Genomic DNA, 21,502 nt, shown 5'->3' with positions numbered 1-21,502 from the left:
CGCTGACCGTCGCGATCGCGGACCGGGGCGGGAGCGTGGGCCGCGCCTGTGCAAGGCCGCATTTCGCGCGGATGCGGTGAGCGGCGACGGGCCCCCCACGGTCACGCTACCCATCGTTAACCATTCGGCGCGCAGAGTCGCGGGGGCTGGGTTGACACGCCGCAGCGATATTTCGGGCAGGCGACTTCGTTTCGCCGTGTTGCGGGGATAAGCTTAACCATGGCGCATCAGCCTAGAGGGGGATGGACATGCTCGGAACAGTGACGGCCTTCCTGGCAATCCTGATGGTTCTGGCCCTGCGCAACATCGCCAAGGCGGCGCTGATGCCGGTCTATGCCGTGCGTGATCTCCACCGCGGGCGCTATGTCCGCGGGCTGGTGCTGCTCTCCTGCTCGGCGCTCGCCGCCTGGTCGATCTGGGCCGTGACCCATACGGGCCGGACCAAGGCCGCCCCGGTGGCGGCGGTGATGTATACCGGCTGATCGCCGGACCGCTCCACACCGTCCGGCACGCCCTTCCTGCACTGCGGCATCGACGCTGGCGCTTCGCGCTGGCGTTCGGCGGCTTTCGGCCCCATATCCTCGCTCGCGTCGCGCGCCCGCCCCTCCGAGGCAGGCCCCCGACCAGGCGCCCGAAGGACCGCCATCGTCTGATCGATCCTCCCCCTCGCGGCGCGGGCCGCACGCAGCGTGGCTCTCCCGGCCGCGCTGTCATGCCGTGTGCTCCGCCGCCAAGAAGAGTCAACGACCATGCTGCGTTCGAAGCAGAAGCCGAAGGTGCAGGATACGGGCTTCGTCCTGTTCGACGTCTACTACGAGGACGGCTCGCGCCGCTCCAACCGCCGGGTGCCCCGCACCGCCACGCTCGAGCACGACGTCGACACCGCCGTCCGCCAGGTGATCGAGGAGCAGGACCGCGACATCGCGGAGAAGTCCGGCCGGCCGCCGCTCGCCATCACCAAGATCGTGCGCTCGGCCGACTGAGCGGCTTCAAGCCTACGAGATCGATGCCGGCCGAGGGGCCGGCATCCGCATCGGCCTCCTATCGTTTCGCGCTCACCCCCGCGGCGGACGGTTTCGACAGATCGCGGTTGAGCCGCTTCAGGCCCGCATCGTCCCGTGCGCACAGGTCGTGCCGCGTCATCGCATCCAGATCCTGCTGCGTCCGGTCCCGAGGACCGGGCGAACCGGCCGAGGCCACGCCGCCGAGACACAGCGTGCCCAGCATCGCCGCCGGATAGATCCCGGTCCGCCCGCTCATGCCCTCCTCCCTGCACCGCTCTCCCAGCGTCGCGCGAGGGCGTAAAGGCTTGCCCGACGGCCAGGGCGCCGCGGCGGCTCAGGCCTGGAGCACCGCGTAGACATCCCCGGAATTGGCTGCCTGCGGCAGCGCCACGAGATGCGCCGCCATCTCGTCGCGGCCAACGAGGTGCCCGAGGCTCAAGGCCTGGCTCTCGCCGAGCGCGACGTCGAACCCGTAAGGCCCCAGCTCCGCCAGCCGGTCGAGGCAGCGCAGGGCGACGTCCCGCGCGATGGTGGTGAACTCGAAGGACAGGGCGGGGAGCGGAACCGAGAGGCCCGCCAGCACCCGATCCTCGAACCCCTCGACGTCGATCTTCACGAAGGCCGGGCGCCCGTGCTCCGCCACCAGCCGGTCGAGAGTGGTAGCGGGGACGGTGATCCGCCGGTCCCAGACCTGCCCCTCCCAGCCCGGTGCGCTCGCCGCCCCCGCGACGAAGTCGGCGGAGGCCGAGGACACGGTGGGATTGGCCGAGTTGAGATGAAGCACGACCTCGCCGGGCGCGTCGCTCAAAGCCGCCGCGACCAGGGTCACGCCGGGATCGCGGCCGTGGAGCAGGCGCAGGGCCCGGGCCGGCCCGGGCTGCGGCTCCAGCGCCACGACCCGGGCGCCGAGGCGGCGGAAGGCCGCCACCCGGTCGCCGACATGGGCGCCGACATCGAACACCAGGTCGCCCGGCCGCACGAAGCGGCGGTAGAGCGCGTCCATGGCGGCTTTGGGAGCGTCCGCGCCGCGATAGATCCGCAGCGAGCGGCCGATCGCGGCGGCGGTTCCTCTCAGGCGGGTCATCGGGGTGCTCCGGACACTGGTCCGGAGACCTATCAGTAGATCGCCGGCTCGGGCACCGGGGCGCCGTACTCGGTACGCAGGAAGTCGAAGTCGCAGCCCTCGTCCGCCTGCTGGATGTGGCGCGAGAACATCACGCCGTAGCCGCGCTCGTAGCGCGGGGCCGGCGGTGCCCAGGCGGCGCGGCGCCGCTCCAGCTCCTCGTCCGAGACCTCCATGCGGATCGAGCGCGCCTCGACGTCGATGCTGACGATGTCGCCGGTGCGCAGCAGCGCCAGCGGCCCGCCGATGAAGGATTCCGGCGCGACGTGGAGCACGCAGGCGCCGTAGCTGGTTCCGCTCATCCGCGCATCCGACAGGCGCAGCATGTCGCGGTGACCCTCTTTCAGGAGCTTCTTCGGCATCGGCAGCATGCCCCATTCGGGCATGCCAGGCCCGCCCTGCGGCCCGGCATTGCGCAAAACCAGCACGTGGTCGGCGGTGACGTCGAGATTCTCGTCATCGATCGCCTCTTTGAGCGACGGGTAATCGTCGAAGACGAGGGCCGGGCCGGAATGCTTGAGGAAGCGCTGGTCCATCGCCGCCGGCTTGATGACGCAACCGCTCGGCGCGAGGTTTCCTTTCAGCACCGCGAGCGAGCCCTGGCCGTAGACCGGGTTCGAGAGCGGCCGGATCACGTCGGTATTGTAGACCTTCGCTCCGTCGATCGCCTCGCCGAGCGTCTGGCCGCTCACCGTCAGGCAGTCGAGATGCAGGTGCTCGCGGATCTCGTTCATCAGCGCCCGGATGCCGCCGGCGTAGAAGAAATCCTCCATCAGGTAGGCATTGCCGCTGGGCCGGACGTTGCCGATCACCGGCACGATGCGGCTGTAGCGCTCGAAATCGTCGAGGCCGATTTCGTGGCCGGCGCGGCGCGCCATGGCGATGAGGTGGATGATCGCGTTGGTCGAGCAGCCCATCGCCATCGCCACCGCGATCGCGTTCTCGTAGGCCTCGCGGGTCTGGATCCGCCGCGGGGTCAGGTCCTCCCACACCATGTCGACGATGCGCCGGCCGGATTCCGAGCACAGGCGGATATGGCCGGCATCGGCCGCCGGGATCGACGAGCCGCCGGGCAGCACCATGCCGACGGCTTCGGCGATCGCCGTCATGGTCGAGGCGGTGCCCATGGTCATGCAGGTGCCGTAGGAGCGGGCGATGCCGCCCTCGATCCCGAGCCAGTCCTGGTCGGTGATCTTGCCGGCGCGCAACTCGTCCCAGTACTTCCAGCTGTCGGAGCCGGACCCCAGCACCTTGCCCTGCCAGTTGCCGCGCAGCATGGGACCGGCCGGGATGTAGATCGCCGGCAGGTTCATGCTGGTGGCGCCGAGCAGCAGGCCCGGCGTGGACTTGTCGCAGCCGCCCATCAGCACCGCGCCGTCGACCGGGTGGGAGCGCAACAGCTCCTCGGTCTCCATCGCCAGCATGTTGCGGTAGAGCATGGTGGTCGGCTTGACGAAGCTCTCGGAGACCGAGATCGCCGGCAATTCGACCGGGAAGCCCCCCGCCATCAGGATCCCGCGCTTCACGTCGTCGACGCGGTGCTTGAAATGGGCGTGGCAGGGCTGGAGGTCGGACCAGGTGTTGAGGATCGCGATGACTGGCTTGCCGGTCCACTCCTCGGGGGCGTAGCCCATCTGCATCGCCCGCGAGCGGTGCCCGAAGGAGCGCAGGTCCGCCGGGCCGAACCAGCGCGCCGAGCGCAACGAGGCCGGGTCGCGGCGCACGACCTGCGGGCCGTCCGGAATGGTGCCGGGCTCGAGTTCGGGCGGGGGGAGCGGGTCGCGGGCCATGGTTCGGGCTCCTGTTGGTGTTGTGCTGTTGGATATCAGCTCCGCGGCGCCCGACCCCTCCCCCCTCTGCGGGGGAGGGCGGCCCGCGAAGCGGGCCGGGAGAGGGGGACCACGCTTCCGGAAAAAGGCTGGACCGATGTGAGGGGCGCCACTTGGATCAGCGTCGCGTTCCCCTCCCCCGCGGAGAGGGGAGGGCCGGGAGTCAGTGCTGCAAGCCCCACTTCTGCACCGTGCGGCGCTCCACCGTGCGGAAGATCAGGTTCTCGACCACGAGGCCGATGATGATGACGGTGAGCAGGCCGGCGAACACCGCCGGGATGTCGAGGAGATTGCGGTTTTCGAAGATGAACCAGCCGAGCCCGCCCGCCCCTGACGACACGCCGAAGACCAGCTCCGCCGCGATGAGCGTGCGCCAGGCGAAGGCCCAGCCGATCTTGAGGCCGGTGAGGATGCTCGGGAACGCGGCCGGGATCAGGATCTTGGTGACGTAGGGCAGGCCCCTGAGACCGTAGTTGCGCCCGACCATGCGGAGCGTGTTCGAGACGCCGCGGAAGCCCGAATGGGTGTTGAGCGCCACCGCCCACAGCACCGAGTGGACCAGCACGAAGACAAGGCTGCCGTTGCCGAGGCCGAACCAGATCAGCGCCAGCGGCAGCAGCGCGATGGCCGGCAGCGGGTTGAACATCGCCGTCATCGTCTCGAGGAAGTCGGTGCCGATGCGGGTCGAGATCGCCAGCATGGTCAGGGTCGCGGCGAGCAGGATGCCGGCGACGTAGCCCATCAGCAGCACCTTGATCGACGAGTACGCCCGGCTCGGGATCGTGCCGTCGAGGGTCTGCTGATAGAGCGTCGTGACGGTGTCGGAGAAGGTCGGGAACAGGAGCGGGTTGTCGAGGATCCGGGCATAGATCTCCCAGATCAGCGCCAGCACGATGATGATCGCGGTCTTGCGGACGAAGCCGCTGTTCCACAGGATCTCGGCGGTGCCGAGCTGGCGCTCGACGGCGCCGTCGGCGGCGGGCGCCGCGTCGTTCATGATGATGCGGGCCGGCATGGTCGTGCTCATGGCTTGCCTCTCAAACGCGACGATCGATCAGTGGTGGCAAGGTTTCAGGAGTGGCTTGGCTCGTCGGCGAAGAGCAGGTCGTGGATCTGCTGCTCGAGCTGCCCGGCGCTGCCGTCCTGGGACGAGACCTTGTCGACGTCGCGCACCTCGGCCTTGACCCGGCCCGGATGGGGCGAGAGCAGCAGGATGCGGTTGCCGATCTTGATCGCCTCGGCGATCGAGTGGGTGACGAACAGGACCGTGAACTTCGTCTCCTCCCAGAGCTGCAGGAGCTCGTCCTGGCAGGTGCGCCGGGTGAGCGCGTCGAGGGCCGCGAAGGGCTCGTCCATCAAGAGGATGTCGGGCTCCATCGCCATGCCGCGGGCGATCGCCACGCGCTGCTTCATGCCGCCCGAGAGGGTGTGGGGGTAGCTGTCGATCGCCCGCGTCAGGCTGACCTTCTCGATATAGGCCTTCGCCCGCTCCTCCGCCTCGCGGCGGGGCATCTTGCGGGCGTTGAGGAGCGGGAACATCACGTTCTCCAGCACCGTCTTCCAGGGCAGGAGCTGGTCGAATTCCTGGAACACCATCATCCGGTCGGCGCCGGGCTCCTTGACCACCCGGTCCTTGATGCGGATCTCGCCCTCGCTCGGATGCATGTAGCCGCCCACCGCCTTGAGCAGGGTGGACTTGCCGCAGCCGGACGGCCCGAGCAGCACGAAGCGGTCGGAGGTGTCGACCTTGAAGCTGACGCGCTCGGTCGCGGTGACGAGCACGTTGGGCGTCTTGTAGCGCAAGGTGACGCCGCGGACGTCGAGGAGAGCGGTCATGATGGCGTGTCCCTTCTCGGCGAGATCGCGTCAGCTGCCGCTCAGGTCGTGGGCGACCGGCAGGTAGTAGTCGGTCCAGGCCTTCGGCTTGGTTCGCAGGGTGCCGATCCGGCCGAGATGCTCGGCGAAGCGCATCGTGCCTTGCGGCTGGAGGTTGAACTCCATCATGCCGGGCTCACGCAGGTAGCTGAGGAGATCCTCGACGCTGGTCTTGTCGCCGGTCACCTCGCGGTAGATCTCGACTGCCTTGCGGGTATCCTGGCGGATGAAATCCTGCGCCTCCTCCGACGCGGCGCGCACGGCCTGGACGATCTTCGGGTTGGCGTCGGCGAACTTGGTGGTGGTGAAGAACTGGCCCTGCGTCAGCGGCCCGCCGATGATGTCGGGCGAGCGGGCGACGATGTGGGCGCCGGGCACGTTGCGCAGCTCGACGTACTGGAACGGCGGCGCCGCGAAGTGGGTCTTGATCTCGTGGGTGGAATTGGCCAGCGCGATCGCCGCGTCGGGATGGCCGAGCTGCACCGTGTTGGCGTCGAGCCGGCCGGACTGGTCGGCGCCCCACAGCTCGCCCGCCGCCATCTGCAGCAGGATCGCCTGCGTCGAGACCTTCACGGTCGGCACCGCGACCTTGTCGCCGGGGGCGATATCCTTGATCGTCTGGATCTTCGGGTCGCGGCTGACCAGCAGCAGCGGCAGCGCCGAGGTCGCCACGATGCCCTTCACGCCGCCCCGCGTGCGGTCCCAGAGCAGCAGCAGGTTGCCGGTGCCGGTATTGACGATGTCGACCCCGCCGGCGAGCAGCGCGTCGGTCTGGCTGCCGCCGCCCGAGAAGGTGATCCACTTCGTCTTCACGCCAGGCACCCCGAGGCGCTCGGCGTGCTTCTCGATCAGCCCCTGCTTCTCGATGATGTGGGTCGGCAGGTAGATGATGCCGGGCTGGCGCGTGATCGCGATCTCGCTCTTCTGCTGCGCGAAGACCGGGCCGAGGCCGGCCAGGAGCGTGCTGGCAGTGAGAAGGCCCGCCGCGAAGGCGCGGCGCGCGGGCGAGTGGATCATGAGCGTTCTCCCGGGGCCGCCTGGGGGCGGTGCATGCCGGCTCGTTGTCGGGTGCCGGTCTGGTGTCCTCACTAAAATGGTAATGCATTAGTATGTCAACCCGCACCGGGCCGTGCTAGGCTGCCCGCGGCGCCGCTCCGGCGGCACCGCGTCGTCTTCACGAGTTCGCACCATGAACGCCGTCTTCGCCGGTGCGCAGCGTCTGCGCGACCGCTCGCGCCACGCCGCTCCGCAGGTCTTCGACCTGATCCGGGAAAAGATCGTCTCGCTCGATCTCGCGCCCGGCACCGTGCTGTCGCGCCCCGAACTGCAGGCGAGCTTCGGCCTCAGCGCCACCCCGATTCGCGACGCGCTGCTGCGCCTCCAAGAGGAGGGTCTGGTCGACATCTTCCCGCAATCGGCCACCGTGGTGAGCCGCATCGACCTGGCGGCCGCCCGCCAGGCGCAGTTCCTGCGCCGCGCCGTCGAGCAGGAGGTGGTGCGCACCCTGGCGCTCTCGCCCGACCGGGCCCTGATCGCGCGGCTCCAGGCCTTCGTGGCCGAGCAGGGCATCTTCGCCGAGCAGGGCGACTTCGCGCGCCTGTCGGCCAGCGACGAGGCCTTCCACCGCGCCCTGTGCGAGGCGGCGGACGTGCCCGACCTCTGGGACCTGATCCGCCGCCGCAGCGGTCATATCGATCGCCTGCGCCGCCTGCACCTGCCGGTGGAGGGCAAGGCGCGGCAGATCGTGGCCGATCACCGCCGCATCGTCGCGGCCCTGGCGGATGGCGAACAGGCGGCGGCGCAGGAGGCCCTGCGCGATCACCTCTCGAAATCGATCGCGCTCGGCGACGAGATCCGGGCGCGCTGGCCGGCGTATTTCGCGTGAACTTCTCGATCTCCCCACCCTGTTCCGGACCATTGAAGCGTCAGTGGAAGGGGATCCGGGATCCCGGGGGAGACGTGCCGCGAAGCGGCTCCGCTTCTGCACCTTTGCAGACAGACGGACCCTTCGCGACATTCAAGTGCGGATCCCGGATCTCCTTCCGCTGGCGCTTCGGTCATTCGGGAGAGGGGGTTCTACGACGAAGACCCGGCATCACCGACCCCATGCAGCCTCGATCTTAACGCCTGTGGGGGCCGAGGGTGAGGGTGAGGGTGCGACGACTCCACAGCATGCCTGAACCATGCCGCTCCCGGCACGATGGTGTGTGATTCACACCGAAGCGTGTCACCCACAGGCGGGATCTTCGATCCCCCACACCCTCTCCCCTAAGGGAAAGCGGATCCCGCGACTTCGCGGCGACGAGGCAAGACCCGCAGGTATTTCGGGAACGCCGATTGCGGACATGGCCCCGATGCCCGTAAGCGGGGCCGCGCGATGGACGGGAGACGGCGATGATGGGCGGCAGAGTTCGGTCATGTCTGGCGGCCTGCATCGTGGCGGCGTCCGTTTCGGCTCCGGCCCGGGCCAACGACAGCGCCGCCTCCCTCGATGCCGGCGGCCTGGTGCTGGTGCGCGATCCGGACATCGCGCTTGCCAGCGAGGACCTGCGCATCGGCCTCGACCGCATCGCGGTCGATTACGTGTTCCGCAACACTGCGGCGGCGCCCAAGACCCTGCGGATCGCCTTCCCGCTGCCGGCGATCGACGGGGCGCACCTGTCGACGAGCGCGCTCAGCCTGCCCTATGAGGACCGGGCGAACTTCGTCGGCTTCACGGTGACGGTGGATGGAGCGCCGGTGACGCCGCAACTGGAGGAGCGGGCCTATCTCGGCACCCGCGAAGTGACCGGCCTGCTCACCCGCCACGGCCTGCCGCTCAATCCACTGCGGCGCGGCGACCTGGAGGCGGCATTGAAGCGCCTCAAGCCGGCGACTTTGCAGGAGCTGGAAAAGGCCGGTCTCCTGTCCGAACCTTCGGCGAGTACCGAGTACCTGTGGCGCAGCGAAGCCAAGTTTCACTGGGAGCAGACGTTTCCGGCAGGCCGCGAGCTTCGCGTCTCCCACACCTACGCCCCCGTGAAGGGCAACCACATCCTCTCGGGCCAGGAGGCGGCGACGCCCGCCTATCGGGCTCGCTACTGCCTCGACGATGCCGGTCTCGCCGGGATCCGGCGCCTGATCGCCGCCTCGCCGGAGAAGGAGCAGGACACGACCCGGGCGGCCGAGGTGCCCTACATCGTGACGACCGCGCGCAACTGGGCCGGGCGCATCGGCCGCTTCACCCTGACGGTGGACAAGGGCAGCCCGACCGCGCTCGTGAGCTTCTGCCGCAAGGGCGTGCGCAAGACCGGGCCGACCACCTTCGTGTGGGAGGCGAAGGACTACGTGCCCGACGCCGACCTGCGCATCCTGATCGTGTCGAACGACGCCGCGCTCCTCGGGATCCGGTAGCGCAGGCTCGGGAAGCCCCTGGAGCCGGCGAACCATCGCGGGCCCGCGCGACTTTCCCTCGAGGCCGCTCGGAACGGGGCTGGCGCGGCGGCCTTTCCCCCCGTAACACCGGCCCCGCCCGCCCTTTGCGGCGCGGCCCTTACAAGGGAAGCACGATGTTCACTCTCGAGATCGACGGCACGCCCGTCGCCATCATCCGGTCGAACGAGGAACGGGCCCGGGAGCTTCTCGAGGTCGAGGGCTTTCAGGACGACCTGCGCACCATGAAGAGCGACGGCCGCCCGCTGTGGTCGGGCAAGGCCGAATCGCTGAAGCTGCGCCCCGCCACCGAGGACGAGGTCGAGACCTTCGAGGACTCGATGGACGAGGAGGATTTCGAGGACGAGGACGAGCCCCAGGCCGCCAATGACAGCCGGGGCGAGACCGACGACGAGGACGAGGAGGACGATGTCGACATCCTGTTCCTGGTCGACATCGACGACGAGGACGAGGAGTAGCAGACGCCTCGCGCGGCCGGCGAAGGCCGGCCGCGACCTGTTCGCGAGGCCCGCTCCGGCGCCGGAGCGGGCCTTCTGCTTTCAGGCGCCGAGCTTGCGCTTGCGCTGCCCCAGGGTGCGCAGGCGCAGCGCATTGAGCTTGATGAAGCCCGCCGCGTCGCGATGGTCGTAGGCCACGGCGCCCTCCTCGAAGGTGACGAGGTCCTGGTCGTAGAGGGAGTTCGGGCTCTCGCGGCCGATGACGTGGACGCCGCCCTTGTAGAGCTTCAGCCGCACGGTGCCGGTGACCATCTCCTGGCTCTTGTCGATCAGGGCCTGGAGCATCTCGCGCTCAGGGCTGAACCAGAAGCCGTTGTAGATCAGCTCGGCGTAGCGCGGCATCAGCTCGTCCTTGAGATGGGCCGCGCCGCGGTCGAGGGTGATCGACTCGATCGCCCGGTGAGCCGGCAGCAGGATGGTGCCGCCGGGGGTCTCGTACATGCCGCGGCTCTTCATGCCGACGAAGCGGTTCTCGACGAGGTCCAGGCGGCCGATGCCGTTGGCCCGTCCCAGCTCGTTGAGCTTGGCGAGCAGGGTCGCCGGCGACAGCCGCTCGCCATCGATCGAGACCGCGTCGCCGCGCTCGAAGCCGATGGTGATCAGGGTCGGCGTGTCGGGCGCCTCCTCGGGGGAGAGGGTGCGCGAGTAGACGTAATCCGGCACCACCTCTGCCGGATCCTCCAGCACCTTGCCCTCGGAGGAGGCGTGGAGGAGGTTGGCGTCGACCGAGAACGGCGCGTCGCCGCGCTTGTCCTTGGCGATCGGGATCTGGTGGGCTTCAGCGAAGGCGAGCAGCGACTCGCGGGAGCGGAAATCCCACTCGCGCCAGGGAGCGATCACCGTCACGTCGGGCTTCAGCGCGTAGTACCCGAGCTCGAACCGGACCTGGTCGTTGCCCTTGCCGGTGGCGCCGTGGGACACCGCGTCGGCCCCGACCCTCTCGGCGATCTCGATCTGCTTCTTGGCGATCAAGGGCCGCGCGATCGAGGTGCCGAGGAGATAGACGCCCTCGTACTGGGCGTTGGCCCGGAACATCGGGAAGACGTAGTCCCGGACGAATTCCTCGCGCAGGTCCTCGATGAAGATGTTCTCCGGCTTGATGCCGAGCAGCTCCGCCTTGCGGCGGGCCGGCTCCAGCTCCTCGCCCTGGCCGAGATCGGCAGTGAACGTCACCACCTCGCAGCCGTAGGTGGTCTGGAGCCACTTGAGGATGATCGAGGTGTCGAGGCCGCCCGAGTAGGCGAGCACGACCTTCTTCACACGCTTCTGGGGCTGGTCGGACATGCGGAGCGGGCCTCGAGCGAAAGGGAGCTGACGGATGCGCGGGGGCTTAACAGCCCGGCCCGGCCCCGTGCAACCGCGCTGCCAAAGTTCCATCGTCCGCCCGTGGCGATGCGACGCCCGGGGCGGTGCTTGTGAGCGGGGCCCGCGGACGCGAAGGTGCCGGACCAGCCAACGGAAGAGGGGTGCGATGCCGCGCCGGCCCACGCTCGAATTCTGGTTCGAGTTCGCATCCACCTATTCGTACCTCGCCGCGATGCGAATCGAGACGCTGGCCGAGGCGGCCGGCGTCGCCGTGCGCTGGCGCCCGTTCCTGCTCGGGCCGGTCTTCGCCGCGCAGGGGTGGACCTCCTCGCCCTTCAACCTCTACCCGGCCAAGGGCCGCCACATGTGGCGGGATCTGGCCCGCGAGGCCGCCCGCCTCGGCCTGCCGCCGGTGGTGCGTCCCGAGAGCTTCCCGCAGAACAGCCTGGCGGCGACGCGGGTCGCGGTCCACGGCGCCGAGGAGCCGTGGATCGGCGCCTATGTCCGGGCGGTCTACGCAGCGGAATTCGCGCAAGGCCAGTCGATCGCCGAGCCTGCCGCGGTCTCGAGCATCCTCAACGGCCTCGACCTCGACGGACCGGCGCTCATCCGCGCCTCCACCCAGGAGCCGGTGAAGAGCCGCCTGCGCTCGATCGGCGAGGAGGCGAAGTCCCGCGGCCTGTTCGGCGCCCCGAGCTTCCTCACCGAGGACGGCGAGTTGTTCTGGGGCAACGACCGGCTGGAGCAGGCGCTCGCCTGGGCGGTGGGGGAGCGGCCGGCAGGGTTGCGGTAGGCCGTCAGCCCCGGACGGCCGGCACACCACCCGGCACCAGCCCTGCCGTTTCCGCCGGCTCCTCCGCCGCGACCCAGCGCAGGCAGAGCGCCGCGACGAGCATCGGCAGGGCCAGAGCCGCGCAGTAATCCGGCCGCTCCCAGCCCGCCGCCATCAGCATGCCGGCGAGCGCCGGGCCGGTGACGGCCCCGAGGCGGCCGACGCTCATGGCCAGCCCGGTGCCGGTGGTGCGCACCGGGGCCGGGAAGATCGGCGGGACGACCGCGTACATCGCGTTGATCGAGCCGTAGAGGCAGAAGCCGATGGCGAGGGTGGCGGCCAAGAGCGCCGCTGGCGTCGCCGGCACGTGCCCGAAGGCGGTGGCGGCGAGGAACAGCCCAGCCATGAAGGCGGCGGCGAGCCGACGCGTTCCGGCGCGGCGGGCGAGGAACCCGAACAGCAGGCAGCCGACGGCGCCGCCGAGATTCATCAGCATCGCCCCCGAGATGCCGCCCGTGACGCTGAGGCCCAGCTCGGTCAGCACCTTCGGGGTCCAGCTCAGGAAGAAGTAGCAGGTCGTCATCACGCAGAAATACGCCGCGCAGGCCGCGAGCGTCCGGGTGCGATAGGGCGGGCGGGCAATGGCCGCGAGGCTGGCGCCGGTCTCGGCCTCGGCGCGCAGGGGGGCCGGCAGGGCGGCCAGCGCCGGCCGGTTCATGCGGGCGAGCACCCGGTTGACCTTGGGCAGCGCTCCGGCCGGGCGGCGGGCGATGAGGTAATCGAGGGATTCGGGCAGGAAGGCGAGCACGGCCGGCACCAGCGCCAGGGCCACGAGGCCGCCGAAGACGTAGACCGAGCGCCAGCCGAAGGCCCCGATCAGGTAGACCGAGAACGCCCCGCCCAAAGTCGCGCCGATCGGATAGCCGAGCGACATCAGCGAGATCGACAGGTTGCGCCAGCGGTCGGTGGCGTATTCGGCCACCACGATGTTGACGGTGGCGAGCCCCCCGCCGATGCCGAGCCCGGTGAACAGCCGCACCAGGGCGAGTTCCGTGAGCGTGCGGGTCGCGGCCGCCGCCAGCATGCCCAGGCACAGGATGGCGAGGCAGACGAGCACCGTGGTGCGCCGGCCGAGCCTGTCGCTCATGGGGGCGATCAGCAGCGCGCCGAGCCCCATCCCGGCGAGGCCGGCGCTGAACAAGAGGCCGAGATCGGTGGGCTTCAGGGCGAAGTCCTTGGCGATCGAGGCCGCCGTGAAGGCGACCACCAGCACGTCGAACCCGTCGAGCGCGCAGATCAGCACGCAGACCGCGACGGCGGCGACCTGGAACGGGGTCATGGCGCCCTGGCGGATCGCGGCGCGAGGGTCGGAGGATTCGTGAGCGTTGGACATGATTTCGTCCTCCCGGTAGGCGTGATTGCAGTTTCTTGTTCATCAGAGGGTCGTGACACCCTGCTCGTCATTCCGGAGCCGCACAGCGAAGCCCGAAATCCAGAAAATCAGGTGGTAAATAATATAAAGGACCGCTGATCGCCTTTTCCTTAGGCATCGGCGGCTCTGGATTCCAAGCTCTCGCCTTTGGCGAGGCCCGGGATGACGATGGAAGTTGGTGAAAAACGTCGGCAGCTATACTTACACCTAAAGCAATCAGGCCTCACACAGCCCGATCCGCCGTATCGATCGTGATTCCGCCCCCGACGACGCGGGAGACGCAGGTGCAGAGCTGGGCGTTGGTCGCCTTCTGCGCCTCGCTGAAGAACACGTCGCGGTGATCGACCGTGCCCTCCGCCTCTAAGATCTTCACCGTGCACAGGCCGCACTCGCCGCGCCGGCAATCGTGGATCATGCCGACGCCCGCCGCCTCCAGCGCCTCCAGCATGGTCTGGTTGCGGGACACGACGATCTCCTTGGAGAGGCGCGGGATGCGGACGGTGAACGGCTCGGTGGCGTGACGGCCGCCGGTGCCGAAGGTCTCGAAGCGCAGGCCTTGCGCCGGCCGACCGGCCTCCGCCCAGGCGCGGCGGGCCGCCTCCATCATCCCGAACGGCCCGCAGACATAAGCCTCGCCGCCAGGGGCGAGGGCGGCGATCGCCGCGTGCAGGTCGATCCGCCGGTGATCCTCGTCGAGGAAGGTCTCGAGCCGGTCGCCGATCCGCGCCCGCAGATCATCCGCCAGCGCCAGATCCTGCCGGGTTCGGGCAGCGTAGAGGAGGCGGAACGGGGCGCCGGCCTGGTGCAAAGCGAGCGCCATGGCGTGGAGCGGGGTGATGCCGATGCCGCCGGCGACGAGCAGGTAGCCGGGCCGGCCGAGGGTGAGGCCGAAATGGTTGCGCGGTCCGGAGATGCTGAGGCGGGCGCCGGGCTCGAGCCCGTGCATGTAGGCCGAACCGCCGCGGCTGTCGGGGAGGCGCTTCACGGCGATGCGGTAGAGCCCGTCCGCCCCGGAATCGAGGAGCGAGTAGGAGCGGGTATCCGGCCGCTCGCCGATCATCACCGCCACCCCGAGATGGCTGCCGGGCGGGGCCGGCGTGCCGGGAGCCGAAGGCGCGATCTCCAGGAGGCGGATGTCGGGCGTCAGCGCCCGGATGGCGCGAAGCCGCGCGGGGAGCCAGTCGGTCGGGGTCATGGCGCGCTACTCGGCCGCCAGGCCGACGGGCTTGGTCTCGGCGGGCTTGGTCTCGCCTGGGGTTTCTTTGGCGAGCATCCCGTCGATCAGGCGCCGCGCCCAGAGCGCCCCGGCATCGATGTTGAGGTTGTAGAACGGCTGGCGCGGCTGGCGGTCGATCGCCCGCTGCTGGGCTTCGAGCACGTCGTGGTCCTGGTCGTAGACGCCCTTGCCGTCATTGACGTGGGCGCGGTTGAGGGACTTGGTCAGCTCCGCGTCGTCGGTGCGGAAGTTGCGCACGAAGTTCCAGAAGTAGTGGCAGCTCGTGGCGGTCTCCGGCGTGATCGCCGCGAGGAAGAAGCCGTTGACGCCCTGGGAGCGGTCGCCCTGGCGCGCCCCGGTGCCGGCGACCGCCACCCCGACATCGCCTGCCACCACCGTCGGCGCCTCGAACCGGATGATCTGCCAGCGGTCGACGTGGTGGCCGGGCTTGCCGAGGTTCCGGGCCCAGAACGGCGGCGGCTCGATGTTCTCCATCCAGCGCTCCACCGTCACGCACCGGTCGGTGTGGGTCACCTCGAACGGGCTGCGGGTGATGGCGTCGTCGCCGATGCTGCCGGCGTGCACGTAGGTCTCGTGGGTCAGGTCCATCAGGTTGTCGATGACCAGCCGGTAATCGCATTTCAGGCTGTAGAAGGTGCCGCCCTCGCCGACCCACGGCGCGTCGCTGTTCCAGTGGAAGTCCGGCACGAGGTCGGGGTCGGCGAGCGCCGGGTCGCCCATCCAGAGCCAGATCAGGCGGTGGCGCTCCACCGCCGGGAAGGCGCGCACGCAGGCCGAGGGGTTGATGGTCTCCTGCGCCGGCATGAAGGTGCATCGACCGGCGGCGTCGAAGACGAGGCCGTGATAGCCGCACATCACCTGGTCGCCCTTGAGGTGGCCCAGCGAGAGCGGCAGCAGCCGGTGCCAGCAGGCATCCTCGAGCGCGGCCACGGCGCCGTCGGTGCGGCGGTAGAGCACCACGTCCTTGTCGCAGATCCGCCGCGGCGTCAGCGCCCGGCCGATCTCGTGGTCCCACGCCGCGGCGTACCAGGCGTTCAGCGGGAAGGCCTTCGCATCGCTCATCGTTTCCTCCCTCGTGGGGTGGCCTCGCGGGTCTTACGCCTCGCGGAGGTCCGTCGGTGCAGCGCCAAAACTTGGCCTCAGCCGGTCGCCGGCTCCGTTCTTCGCCGAAGGCCGCCGGCCGGCTGCGCGTGTTGCGCCGCACAAGATTTTCGCCCGCCGGATCAGCAGTTTGGAACTGGTCCGGTTCGATGCTCCAACGCTAGCCGCGGTCGCCGGCCCGGGCCATGGACGCTGCCCGGAAATTCTTGGACGGATCTGGAGCCGGGCCTTACCCTCGAACCGGGAGGACACGGCGATGCAGACGCGGCGGGAGCGGCCGATCCCGGTCTTTCGCCTCTACGGCGAGGCCGCCGAGACCACGGTGCCGAGCTTCGTCCATGCCGAGCGGATCGGCACCAGCGCGGCCCTGCACGATTGGGAGATCGCACCCCACCGCCACGGCGCGCTGACGCAAGGGCTCGTCGTCACGCGCGGCCACGGCGCCCTGTCGCTCGACGCCCGGCGCGAGGAGTTCTCCGCGCCCTGGCTGGTCTGGGTGCCGTCGGGGGTGGTGCACGCCTTCTCGTTCCGGCCCGGCACCGACGGGGTGGTGCTGTCGCTCGCCGACGACTTCCTCGCCGCGGTGCTGGATCCCGATCCAGAGGCGGCCCGGCTGCGCGTGACCGCCGAGGCGACGTTCAGCGGGCGGCCCGGCTCGCCGGAGGAGATCGACCTCGACCTCGCGAGCCTCGTCGAAACGCTCAGGCGGGAGGCCGCCGGCGCCCTGCCGGGGGCGACGAGCGCGGTGGCGGCCCTGGTGAAGCTCCTGGTCGTCGGCGTGCTGCGCACCCGCGCCGCCCGCTCGATCACCGAGCCGGCGGCGCTCGCCCGGGCCGACCTGCACCGCCGCTTCCGCCGTCTGGTCGAGGCGCATCTGCGCGAGGGCTGGCCGGTCGCCCGCTTCGCCGCGGTTCTGGGGGTCAGCCCCGACCGGCTGCACGCCGCCTGCACGGAAGCGGTGCGGCGCTCGCCGCAAGGCATCCTGCACGACCGTCTGCTGCTCGAGGCCAAGCGCAGCCTGATCTACACCACGCTGCCGGTCTCGAAGATCGCCTTCGATCTCGGCTTCAACGATCCGGCATATTTCTCGCGTTTCTTCGCGGCGCGCGCGGGGGCAAGCCCGGCGGCGTTCCGGCGCGCGAGTCGGGGCGAGGAGGTCTGACGGCCGGACAGCATTGCGGGTGCAGGCGCACCACCGCAGGATCCAGATGAATTGTCAGGGAAGGAGAGTGGCTCCCCGAGTAGGACTCGAACCTACGACAAGGCGATTAACAGTCGCCTGCTCTACCAACTGAGCTATCGGGGAACGTCGCTGCCGGCCCTCCGTGAGCGCCGACGGGGGCTTATTAGCCAGTTCACTCGTTCGGCGCAACCCCGATGTCGCGTCTCAGCGCGGCGGGCAGGCCGGGCCGAACGGGCCGACCACGAGGTCGCCGTCGCGGGGGTTGTTGAGCACGAACGGCTCGGTGCCGCCCTGGCCGAAGCCCATCAGGCCGAGGTCGTAGTAGCAGCGGTCGAGGATCGCCGTGAACGTGTAGCTGTCCTGCGCCACCGGCGGCCCGACCGGGACGAGGCGTCCGCGCGGCCCCCGCGCGGCGCAATGGGCCGCGATGTCGACCCGGCCCGGCGCCAGCATGCGGATCGAGCGCGAGGAATGCGGTGGGATGCCGACGCTGGGACCGCCGTTGCGGCTCGCCACTGCGAAATAGGGCGAGCGGTTGATGACGCGCCGGACGCATCCCGCCTCCGCCGCGCTGATGCCGCCGGCGAGCAACGCCGCCGCCGCCGACCACAGGTAGAGCCGTTTCACGCCCGGCCGCATGGCTTTAGCCTCTCTTCACCGCGAAGGACCTCGTGACACTCACATCTAACGCGCCCGCGGGGAACGGCCAGGCTTCGAGGGGGCACGAGCGTCCCGGACGGGAACGGAACGGCAGAGCTTGGCGTTGAGTTCCACCTCGCGTGCGGCGATGGCATTCCGGTGCCGGGTCGCGCCATCTCTGCCTGGATCCTCGCCCGGAGCCCCGATGCGCATTCGTTCCCTGCTGCTGGCCTTCTTCCTGCTTGCCGGCCTCGGCGGCCTCGCCGGCGCCTCACCGCTGATGCCGAGCGCCGCGGTCACCACCGCCCTCGACCAGCCCTCCACCGTCGAGACCGTGCGCTGGCGCCGCCACCGCCACTGGCACCGACGGCACTGGCATCGCCGCCATTGGCACCATCGCCGCCATTATCGCCGGCACTGGCATCACCGGCGCCACTGGCACCATCGCCGCCATTACGGGCGCCACCATGTCCGCCGCCACCGCCACCACGTCCGGCGGCTGCAGTTCAGCCGCCCGGCCGCCCGGCCGGTGCGCTGGATCGAGCCCCGTCAGGCCGGACGCTGAGCCTTGAGCGAACGGCCTCCCGAATCCGGGCCCGACGGGCGCCCCCGCGACTGGCTCGATCTCGGGGGGGCGGCCCGGCCGGCTGCCCCGCAGGAGACGACACCGAAGGGAGGACCGCCGGAAGGCCGGTTCGCTGAATTCTCCCGCGCCGCCGCCGGCTTCGGAGCCCGCCTCGGCCCGACCGCTCGCGCCGGTTTCTCGCGGGCGCGGGCCTCTGCCGGCCGCCTCGCCGATCATCCCGCCGCGCGTCGCGCCGCTGCCGCCACGGCGGCGGCCTGGCGGCCGGTCGCGAGCGTCGCCCGGCGCGTGCCCTGGCTGCGCGTAACGGCGGCCACCGCCGCCCTCGTGATTGGTTTGGTCCTCGCCTACACGATCTACGCGCTGGCGACGCTGCCGGTGAATGGCGGGCTCACGGTCGAGTCCACCGCCTCCGCCCTGGTGGTGCGGGCTGCGGACGGACAGGCCTTCGCCACCCGCGGCGTCATCAAGGGGGCGAAGCTCGCGCCGAAGGAGGTGCCGCCCGTCCTCGCCAAGGCGATCGTGGCGATCGAGGACCGCCGCTTCTCCGAGCATCACGGCATCGACCTGCGTGGGCTGCTGCGCGCCGCCCTGCGCAACGCGGCCGCCGGCGGCACCCGCGAGGGCGGCTCGACCCTGACCCAGCAGCTCGTCCGCATGAGCTATCTGTCGCAGGACCGCACCCTGAAGCGGAAGGTGCAGGAGGCGGTGCTGGCGCTGTGGCTCGAATCGCAGCTGCCGAAGGACGAGATCCTCACCCGCTACCTCAACGCCGCCTATTTCGGCGCCGGCGTCTACGGCGCCGACGCGGCGGCGCAGCGCTATTTCGGCAAGCCGGCGAAGGAGCTGACCCTGAGCGAGGCCGCCATGCTGGCGGGCCTGGTGCGCGCGCCCTCGCAGCTCGCCCCCCACCGCAACCTCGACGGCGCGAGAGGCCGCGCCGCCCAGGTGCTCGACGCGATGGTGGAAACCGGCGCGATCACCAAGGCGGAGGCCGACGCGGCGAAGCGCGCGCCTGCCACCGTCCGGGTGCCGACGGAGACGCCGGTCGGCACCAACTACTTCGTCGACAGCGTCGCGGATTCGGTCCGCACCCTGATCGGCACCGGGCCGGCGGACGCCACCGTGCGCACCACCCTCGACCTGACGCTCCAGAACATCGCCGAGAGCGTGATCGCCCGCCGCCTCGACCAGGACGGCGAGCGCCGCAAGGTCTCGCAGGGGGCGTTGGTGGCGATGGCCCCCGACGGGGCGATCCTCGCCATGGTCGGCGGGCGCGACTACGCCGACAGCCAGTTCAACCGCGTCACCCAGGCCAAGCGCCAGCCGGGCTCGCTGTTCAAGCTGTTCGTCTATCTCACGGCGCTCCGCGAGGGGTACCGGCCGGATTCGACCCTCGTCGACCGTCCGACCCAGGTCGGCGAGTGGGAGCCGGAGAACTATGGCGGACGCTACCGCGGCGCGGTCACCGTGCGCACCGCGTTCGCGCACTCGATCAACACCGTGGCGGTGCAGCTCGCCGAGGCGGTGGGGATGCCGGCGGTGATCGAGACGGCGCGCGGCCTCGGCGTCACCTCGGACCTGCCGAACCTGCCGAGCCTCGCCCTCGGCTCGGCCGAGACCACCCTCCTCGAGATGACCCGCGCCTACGCGGCGGTGGCGGCGGGCGCCGAGAGCGTCGAGCCCTACAGCGTGCGCCAGATCCTCGCCCGCGAGCAGACGCTCTACACACGGCCCCAGACCGCCCCGACCCCCGCCCGCGACCAGGCCGCCCGCACCGCGATGCTCGACCTGCTCAGCGCCGTGGTACGGGAGGGGTCCGGCAAGAACGCCCGGGTCTCGGTGCCGGCCGGGGGCAAGACCGGCACCACCCAGGACAGCCGCGACGCCTGGTTCATCGGATTTGCCGGCGACCTCGTGGTGGGGGTCTGGCTCGGCAACGACGACAACTCGCCGATGGCCGGCGTCACCGGCGGCGACCTGCCGGCCCTGATCTGGCACGACTTCGTCAGCCAGGCCCTCGCGGCCCGCGCCAAGGCGGGCAAGCCGGAGGCGACCCGTCCGGCCCCGGGGCCGCGGCCCGAGACGGCGAGCGTCGCCGAGCCGGAGGCCGATCCGCGGTCGCGGGACCTCGCCAGTCGGGATCTCGCCGGCCGCGCGGTGCTGCGGGGCAGCCCGGCGGTGGTCGATACCGGCACCCTCGATTTCGACGGGCGCACGGTGCGGCTGATCGGGGTCGACGGTCTGTCCGGCCGCAACGCCCGTGAGCTCGGCCGCTACCTGCGCCGGCGCGACGTCGCCTGCGCGCCGGCCGGCGACGGGAGCGCCTATCGCTGCTCTCTCGACGGACAGGACCTGTCCGAGCTGATCCTGTTCAACGGCGGCGGCCGGGCCAGCGCCGACGCCACGCCGGACCTGCTCGCCGCCGAGGAGCAGGCCCGCTCGAACCGGATCGGGATCTGGCGGCGGTGATCACTTGCCCTTCGATCACTTGCCCTCCGATCACTTGCCCTTCAGGCAGGGGGCCAGCGCCGCCTTGAGGCGATCTGCGTCGGCGCTCGAGATCGGCACCGTGACCAGGATCGGGTCGTCGCCCTTGCGCGGGCTCTCCTGGTGCCAGCGCAGGCGGCCAGGTCCGGCGCTCGCGGAGCCCAGGATGGACCTGAGCTTGCCGAGCTGCGCCGTCTCGCCGCGCAAGGATGCGCCGACACCGAGGGAGAAGCTGGTCCCGTCGATCGCGATGGCACCGTTGGCCGGCAGGCGCACGCCTTGCCCGACGGTGATCTCGGTCAGCGGCTTGCGGGTGCCCTCCGGGCCCTCGAAGGCACCGAAGTCGAACCGCTTCTCCAGGGCCTCGAACTTCGGAACATCGAAGCCGATCGTCAGGGCGCCGGTCTCGTTGCGCGACCGCGTCGTGGTGCAGCCGAACGCCATCGCGACGTCCCGGCTCTCGGAGCCGATCGTCGCCTTGCCGGGCAGGTTCACCACACCATCCGCCGCGAGGGCGCTCCCGGTCCAGGCCACGCAGGTCGCCAGCAGGATAGCTCTCAGCATCGTCGTCACCGAAGTGCGCGGGAAACGGTGACGCTCTAGCTGATTCGACGCGTTGCAGGGTGGGGATTTGCCCGCAGCAACACGCTTCGCCGCCTGATCCGCTCGAACGAAAGGGCAGCGCATCGTCCTCTCCCGTGTGGGAGAGGAGCCGGGGGCATAGCTGGACCGTCAGACCCACACCCTGCACCGCCGCCGCGCACCCACCTGCGGGGAGGATGCTGCGTCCGTGTCCGGCGCACGGTCCCGGCGGCCTGTCGCGGCGCCACACAGCCGCCCGGGCCGGCCTGATGGCCATCGCGGAACTCAACCCACCCGGCCCGACATACCGACTGGATCAGGCGGCTGCCTTTGGCCCGGCCACATCCTGCGCTTGGCTGGTTGCTGCGCTTGGCCGGTTGCTGTGCTTGGCCGGTGCCACCGGCCTGGCCAAACCAGC

Annotated in this window: 21 protein-coding genes and 1 tRNA gene; 9 read left to right on the top strand and 13 right to left on the bottom strand. The window is 70.4% G+C overall.

What is annotated here, in order from left to right; genetic code table 11:
* The first annotated feature begins 248 nt into the window (after positions 1-248).
* A complete protein-coding gene (locus MFF64_RS07560; RefSeq protein ID WP_099898982.1) occupies positions 249-482 on the top strand; it encodes a hypothetical protein in 234 nt (77 codons plus the stop codon).
* 267 nt (positions 483-749) lie between these two features.
* Positions 750-983, top strand: coding sequence for a hypothetical protein (locus MFF64_RS07555; RefSeq protein ID WP_048451744.1), 234 nt, complete (start codon positions 750-752; stop codon positions 981-983).
* 58 nt (positions 984-1,041) lie between these two features.
* Here the strand turns inward: MFF64_RS07555 and MFF64_RS07550 are convergent, their stop codons facing one another.
* The 6 genes from MFF64_RS07550 to MFF64_RS07525 all read right to left on the bottom strand — a co-directional run bounded on the left by MFF64_RS07550 (position 1,042) and on the right by MFF64_RS07525 (position 6,848).
* Positions 1,042-1,260, bottom strand: coding sequence for a hypothetical protein (locus MFF64_RS07550; protein WP_099898963.1), 219 nt, complete (start codon positions 1,258-1,260; stop codon positions 1,042-1,044).
* Positions 1,261-1,338: 78 nt separating this feature from the next.
* Entirely contained in the window at positions 1,339-2,088 is a 750-nt protein-coding gene (locus MFF64_RS07545; protein ID WP_099898965.1) for an FkbM family methyltransferase, read from the bottom strand.
* A gap of 32 nt (positions 2,089-2,120) precedes the next feature.
* Complete coding sequence (gene araD, locus MFF64_RS07540) at positions 2,121-3,917, bottom strand: L-arabinonate dehydratase (protein ID WP_099898967.1); 1,797 nt, start codon at positions 3,915-3,917, stop codon at positions 2,121-2,123.
* 202 nt (positions 3,918-4,119) lie between these two features.
* Positions 4,120-4,983, bottom strand: a complete 864-nt coding sequence (locus MFF64_RS07535; protein WP_207767853.1) for an ABC transporter permease — start codon at positions 4,981-4,983, stop codon at positions 4,120-4,122.
* A gap of 44 nt (positions 4,984-5,027) precedes the next feature.
* On the bottom strand, positions 5,028-5,792 hold the full coding sequence (locus MFF64_RS07530; RefSeq protein WP_238190275.1) for an ABC transporter ATP-binding protein: 765 nt from the start codon (positions 5,790-5,792) through the stop codon (positions 5,028-5,030).
* Between the two features lie 30 nt (positions 5,793-5,822).
* Positions 5,823-6,848 carry an ABC transporter substrate-binding protein gene (locus MFF64_RS07525; RefSeq protein ID WP_099898969.1) on the bottom strand — a complete coding sequence of 342 codons (1,026 nt, stop codon included), beginning with the start codon at positions 6,846-6,848 and terminating at the stop codon, positions 5,823-5,825.
* A 172-nt stretch (positions 6,849-7,020) separates the two neighbouring features.
* Here MFF64_RS07525 and MFF64_RS07520 point away from each other — a divergent pair, with 172 nt between their 5' ends.
* From MFF64_RS07520 to MFF64_RS07510, 3 genes are all read left to right on the top strand, one after another.
* Positions 7,021-7,716: a GntR family transcriptional regulator gene (locus MFF64_RS07520; RefSeq protein ID WP_099898971.1), complete on the top strand. Its 696-nt coding sequence runs from the start codon at positions 7,021-7,023 to the stop codon at positions 7,714-7,716.
* Positions 7,717-8,225: 509 nt separating this feature from the next.
* A complete protein-coding gene (locus tag MFF64_RS07515) occupies positions 8,226-9,224 on the top strand; it encodes a DUF4424 domain-containing protein (protein WP_238190273.1) in 999 nt (332 codons plus the stop codon).
* 155 nt (positions 9,225-9,379) lie between these two features.
* The gene (locus MFF64_RS07510) at positions 9,380-9,721 is read left to right on the top strand and encodes a hypothetical protein (RefSeq protein ID WP_099898973.1); all 342 of its coding nucleotides are present in this window, start codon (positions 9,380-9,382) and stop codon (positions 9,719-9,721) included.
* Between the two features lie 81 nt (positions 9,722-9,802).
* Here the strand turns inward: MFF64_RS07510 and MFF64_RS07505 are convergent, their stop codons facing one another.
* Positions 9,803-11,044: an argininosuccinate synthase gene (locus tag MFF64_RS07505; protein ID WP_099898974.1), complete on the bottom strand. Its 1,242-nt coding sequence runs from the start codon at positions 11,042-11,044 to the stop codon at positions 9,803-9,805.
* Positions 11,045-11,231: 187 nt separating this feature from the next.
* On the opposite strand from MFF64_RS07505, the gene MFF64_RS07500 reads away from it, so the two are divergent.
* Positions 11,232-11,858: a 2-hydroxychromene-2-carboxylate isomerase gene (locus tag MFF64_RS07500; protein ID WP_099898976.1), complete on the top strand. Its 627-nt coding sequence runs from the start codon at positions 11,232-11,234 to the stop codon at positions 11,856-11,858.
* A gap of 4 nt (positions 11,859-11,862) precedes the next feature.
* On the opposite strand, the gene MFF64_RS07495 is transcribed toward MFF64_RS07500, so the two are convergent.
* From MFF64_RS07495 to MFF64_RS07485, 3 genes are all read right to left on the bottom strand, one after another.
* Entirely contained in the window at positions 11,863-13,230 is a 1,368-nt protein-coding gene (locus MFF64_RS07495; protein WP_099898978.1) for an MFS transporter, read from the bottom strand.
* Positions 13,231-13,492: 262 nt separating this feature from the next.
* Positions 13,493-14,464: a PDR/VanB family oxidoreductase gene (locus MFF64_RS07490; RefSeq protein WP_099898980.1), complete on the bottom strand. Its 972-nt coding sequence runs from the start codon at positions 14,462-14,464 to the stop codon at positions 13,493-13,495.
* Between the two features lie 6 nt (positions 14,465-14,470).
* Positions 14,471-15,568: an aromatic ring-hydroxylating dioxygenase subunit alpha gene (locus MFF64_RS07485; protein ID WP_238190271.1), complete on the bottom strand. Its 1,098-nt coding sequence runs from the start codon at positions 15,566-15,568 to the stop codon at positions 14,471-14,473.
* A gap of 295 nt (positions 15,569-15,863) precedes the next feature.
* On the opposite strand from MFF64_RS07485, the gene MFF64_RS07480 reads away from it, so the two are divergent.
* Positions 15,864-16,769: a helix-turn-helix domain-containing protein gene (locus MFF64_RS07480; RefSeq protein WP_099901428.1), complete on the top strand. Its 906-nt coding sequence runs from the start codon at positions 15,864-15,866 to the stop codon at positions 16,767-16,769.
* A 68-nt stretch (positions 16,770-16,837) separates the two neighbouring features.
* Here MFF64_RS07480 and MFF64_RS07475 read toward each other — a convergent pair.
* A tRNA-Asn gene (locus MFF64_RS07475) sits at positions 16,838-16,913 on the bottom strand.
* Positions 16,914-16,994: 81 nt separating this feature from the next.
* Complete coding sequence (locus MFF64_RS07470; RefSeq protein ID WP_238190269.1) at positions 16,995-17,429, bottom strand: hypothetical protein; 435 nt, start codon at positions 17,427-17,429, stop codon at positions 16,995-16,997.
* Positions 17,430-17,634: 205 nt separating this feature from the next.
* Between MFF64_RS07470 and MFF64_RS07465 the strand changes: the two genes are divergently transcribed.
* A complete protein-coding gene (locus tag MFF64_RS07465; protein ID WP_099901606.1) occupies positions 17,635-17,994 on the top strand; it encodes a hypothetical protein in 360 nt (119 codons plus the stop codon).
* A 3-nt stretch (positions 17,995-17,997) separates the two neighbouring features.
* The gene (locus MFF64_RS07460; protein WP_238190266.1) at positions 17,998-20,484 is read left to right on the top strand and encodes a PBP1A family penicillin-binding protein; all 2,487 of its coding nucleotides are present in this window, start codon (positions 17,998-18,000) and stop codon (positions 20,482-20,484) included.
* 30 nt (positions 20,485-20,514) lie between these two features.
* Here MFF64_RS07460 and MFF64_RS07455 read toward each other — a convergent pair whose 3' ends face one another.
* Positions 20,515-21,066 (bottom strand): hypothetical protein, encoded by a 552-nt coding sequence (locus MFF64_RS07455; RefSeq protein WP_133123429.1) that lies wholly within the window; start codon positions 21,064-21,066, stop codon positions 20,515-20,517.
* Positions 21,067-21,502: the final 436 nt, after the last annotated feature.

This window comes from Methylobacterium frigidaeris (genome assembly GCF_022179185.1).
GTDB lineage: Bacteria > Pseudomonadota > Alphaproteobacteria > Rhizobiales > Beijerinckiaceae > Methylobacterium > Methylobacterium frigidaeris.
This window is presented reverse-complemented; position numbering and strand designations above follow the sequence as displayed.

Bases quoted from the DNA above. Each gene is read 5' to 3' on its own strand.
- MFF64_RS07495 (WP_099898978.1), bottom strand. From the start codon at position 13,230: ATGTCCAACGCTCACGAATCCTCCGACCCTCGCGCCGCGATCCGCCAG.
- MFF64_RS07550 (WP_099898963.1), bottom strand. From the start codon at position 1,260: ATGAGCGGGCGGACCGGGATCTATCCGGCGGCGATGCTGGGCACGCTG.
- MFF64_RS07485 (WP_238190271.1), bottom strand. From the start codon at position 15,568: ATGAGCGATGCGAAGGCCTTCCCGCTGAACGCCTGGTACGCCGCGGCG.
- MFF64_RS07545 (WP_099898965.1), bottom strand. From the start codon at position 2,088: ATGACCCGCCTGAGAGGAACCGCCGCCGCGATCGGCCGCTCGCTGCGG.
- MFF64_RS07465 (WP_099901606.1), top strand. From the start codon at position 17,635: ATGCGCATTCGTTCCCTGCTGCTGGCCTTCTTCCTGCTTGCCGGCCTC.
- MFF64_RS07455 (WP_133123429.1), bottom strand. From the start codon at position 21,066: ATGCTGAGAGCTATCCTGCTGGCGACCTGCGTGGCCTGGACCGGGAGC.
- MFF64_RS07560 (WP_099898982.1), top strand. From the start codon at position 249: ATGCTCGGAACAGTGACGGCCTTCCTGGCAATCCTGATGGTTCTGGCC.
- MFF64_RS07490 (WP_099898980.1), bottom strand. From the start codon at position 14,464: ATGACCCCGACCGACTGGCTCCCCGCGCGGCTTCGCGCCATCCGGGCG.
- araD (WP_099898967.1), bottom strand. From the start codon at position 3,917: ATGGCCCGCGACCCGCTCCCCCCGCCCGAACTCGAGCCCGGCACCATT.
- MFF64_RS07470 (WP_238190269.1), bottom strand. From the start codon at position 17,429: ATGCGGCCGGGCGTGAAACGGCTCTACCTGTGGTCGGCGGCGGCGGCG.
- MFF64_RS07480 (WP_099901428.1), top strand. From the start codon at position 15,864: ATGCAGACGCGGCGGGAGCGGCCGATCCCGGTCTTTCGCCTCTACGGC.
- MFF64_RS07510 (WP_099898973.1), top strand. From the start codon at position 9,380: ATGTTCACTCTCGAGATCGACGGCACGCCCGTCGCCATCATCCGGTCG.
- MFF64_RS07505 (WP_099898974.1), bottom strand. From the start codon at position 11,044: ATGTCCGACCAGCCCCAGAAGCGTGTGAAGAAGGTCGTGCTCGCCTAC.
- MFF64_RS07555 (WP_048451744.1), top strand. From the start codon at position 750: ATGCTGCGTTCGAAGCAGAAGCCGAAGGTGCAGGATACGGGCTTCGTC.
- MFF64_RS07520 (WP_099898971.1), top strand. From the start codon at position 7,021: ATGAACGCCGTCTTCGCCGGTGCGCAGCGTCTGCGCGACCGCTCGCGC.
- MFF64_RS07500 (WP_099898976.1), top strand. From the start codon at position 11,232: ATGCCGCGCCGGCCCACGCTCGAATTCTGGTTCGAGTTCGCATCCACC.
- MFF64_RS07535 (WP_207767853.1), bottom strand. From the start codon at position 4,983: ATGAGCACGACCATGCCGGCCCGCATCATCATGAACGACGCGGCGCCC.
- MFF64_RS07530 (WP_238190275.1), bottom strand. From the start codon at position 5,792: ATGACCGCTCTCCTCGACGTCCGCGGCGTCACCTTGCGCTACAAGACG.
- MFF64_RS07515 (WP_238190273.1), top strand. From the start codon at position 8,226: ATGATGGGCGGCAGAGTTCGGTCATGTCTGGCGGCCTGCATCGTGGCG.
- MFF64_RS07525 (WP_099898969.1), bottom strand. From the start codon at position 6,848: ATGATCCACTCGCCCGCGCGCCGCGCCTTCGCGGCGGGCCTTCTCACT.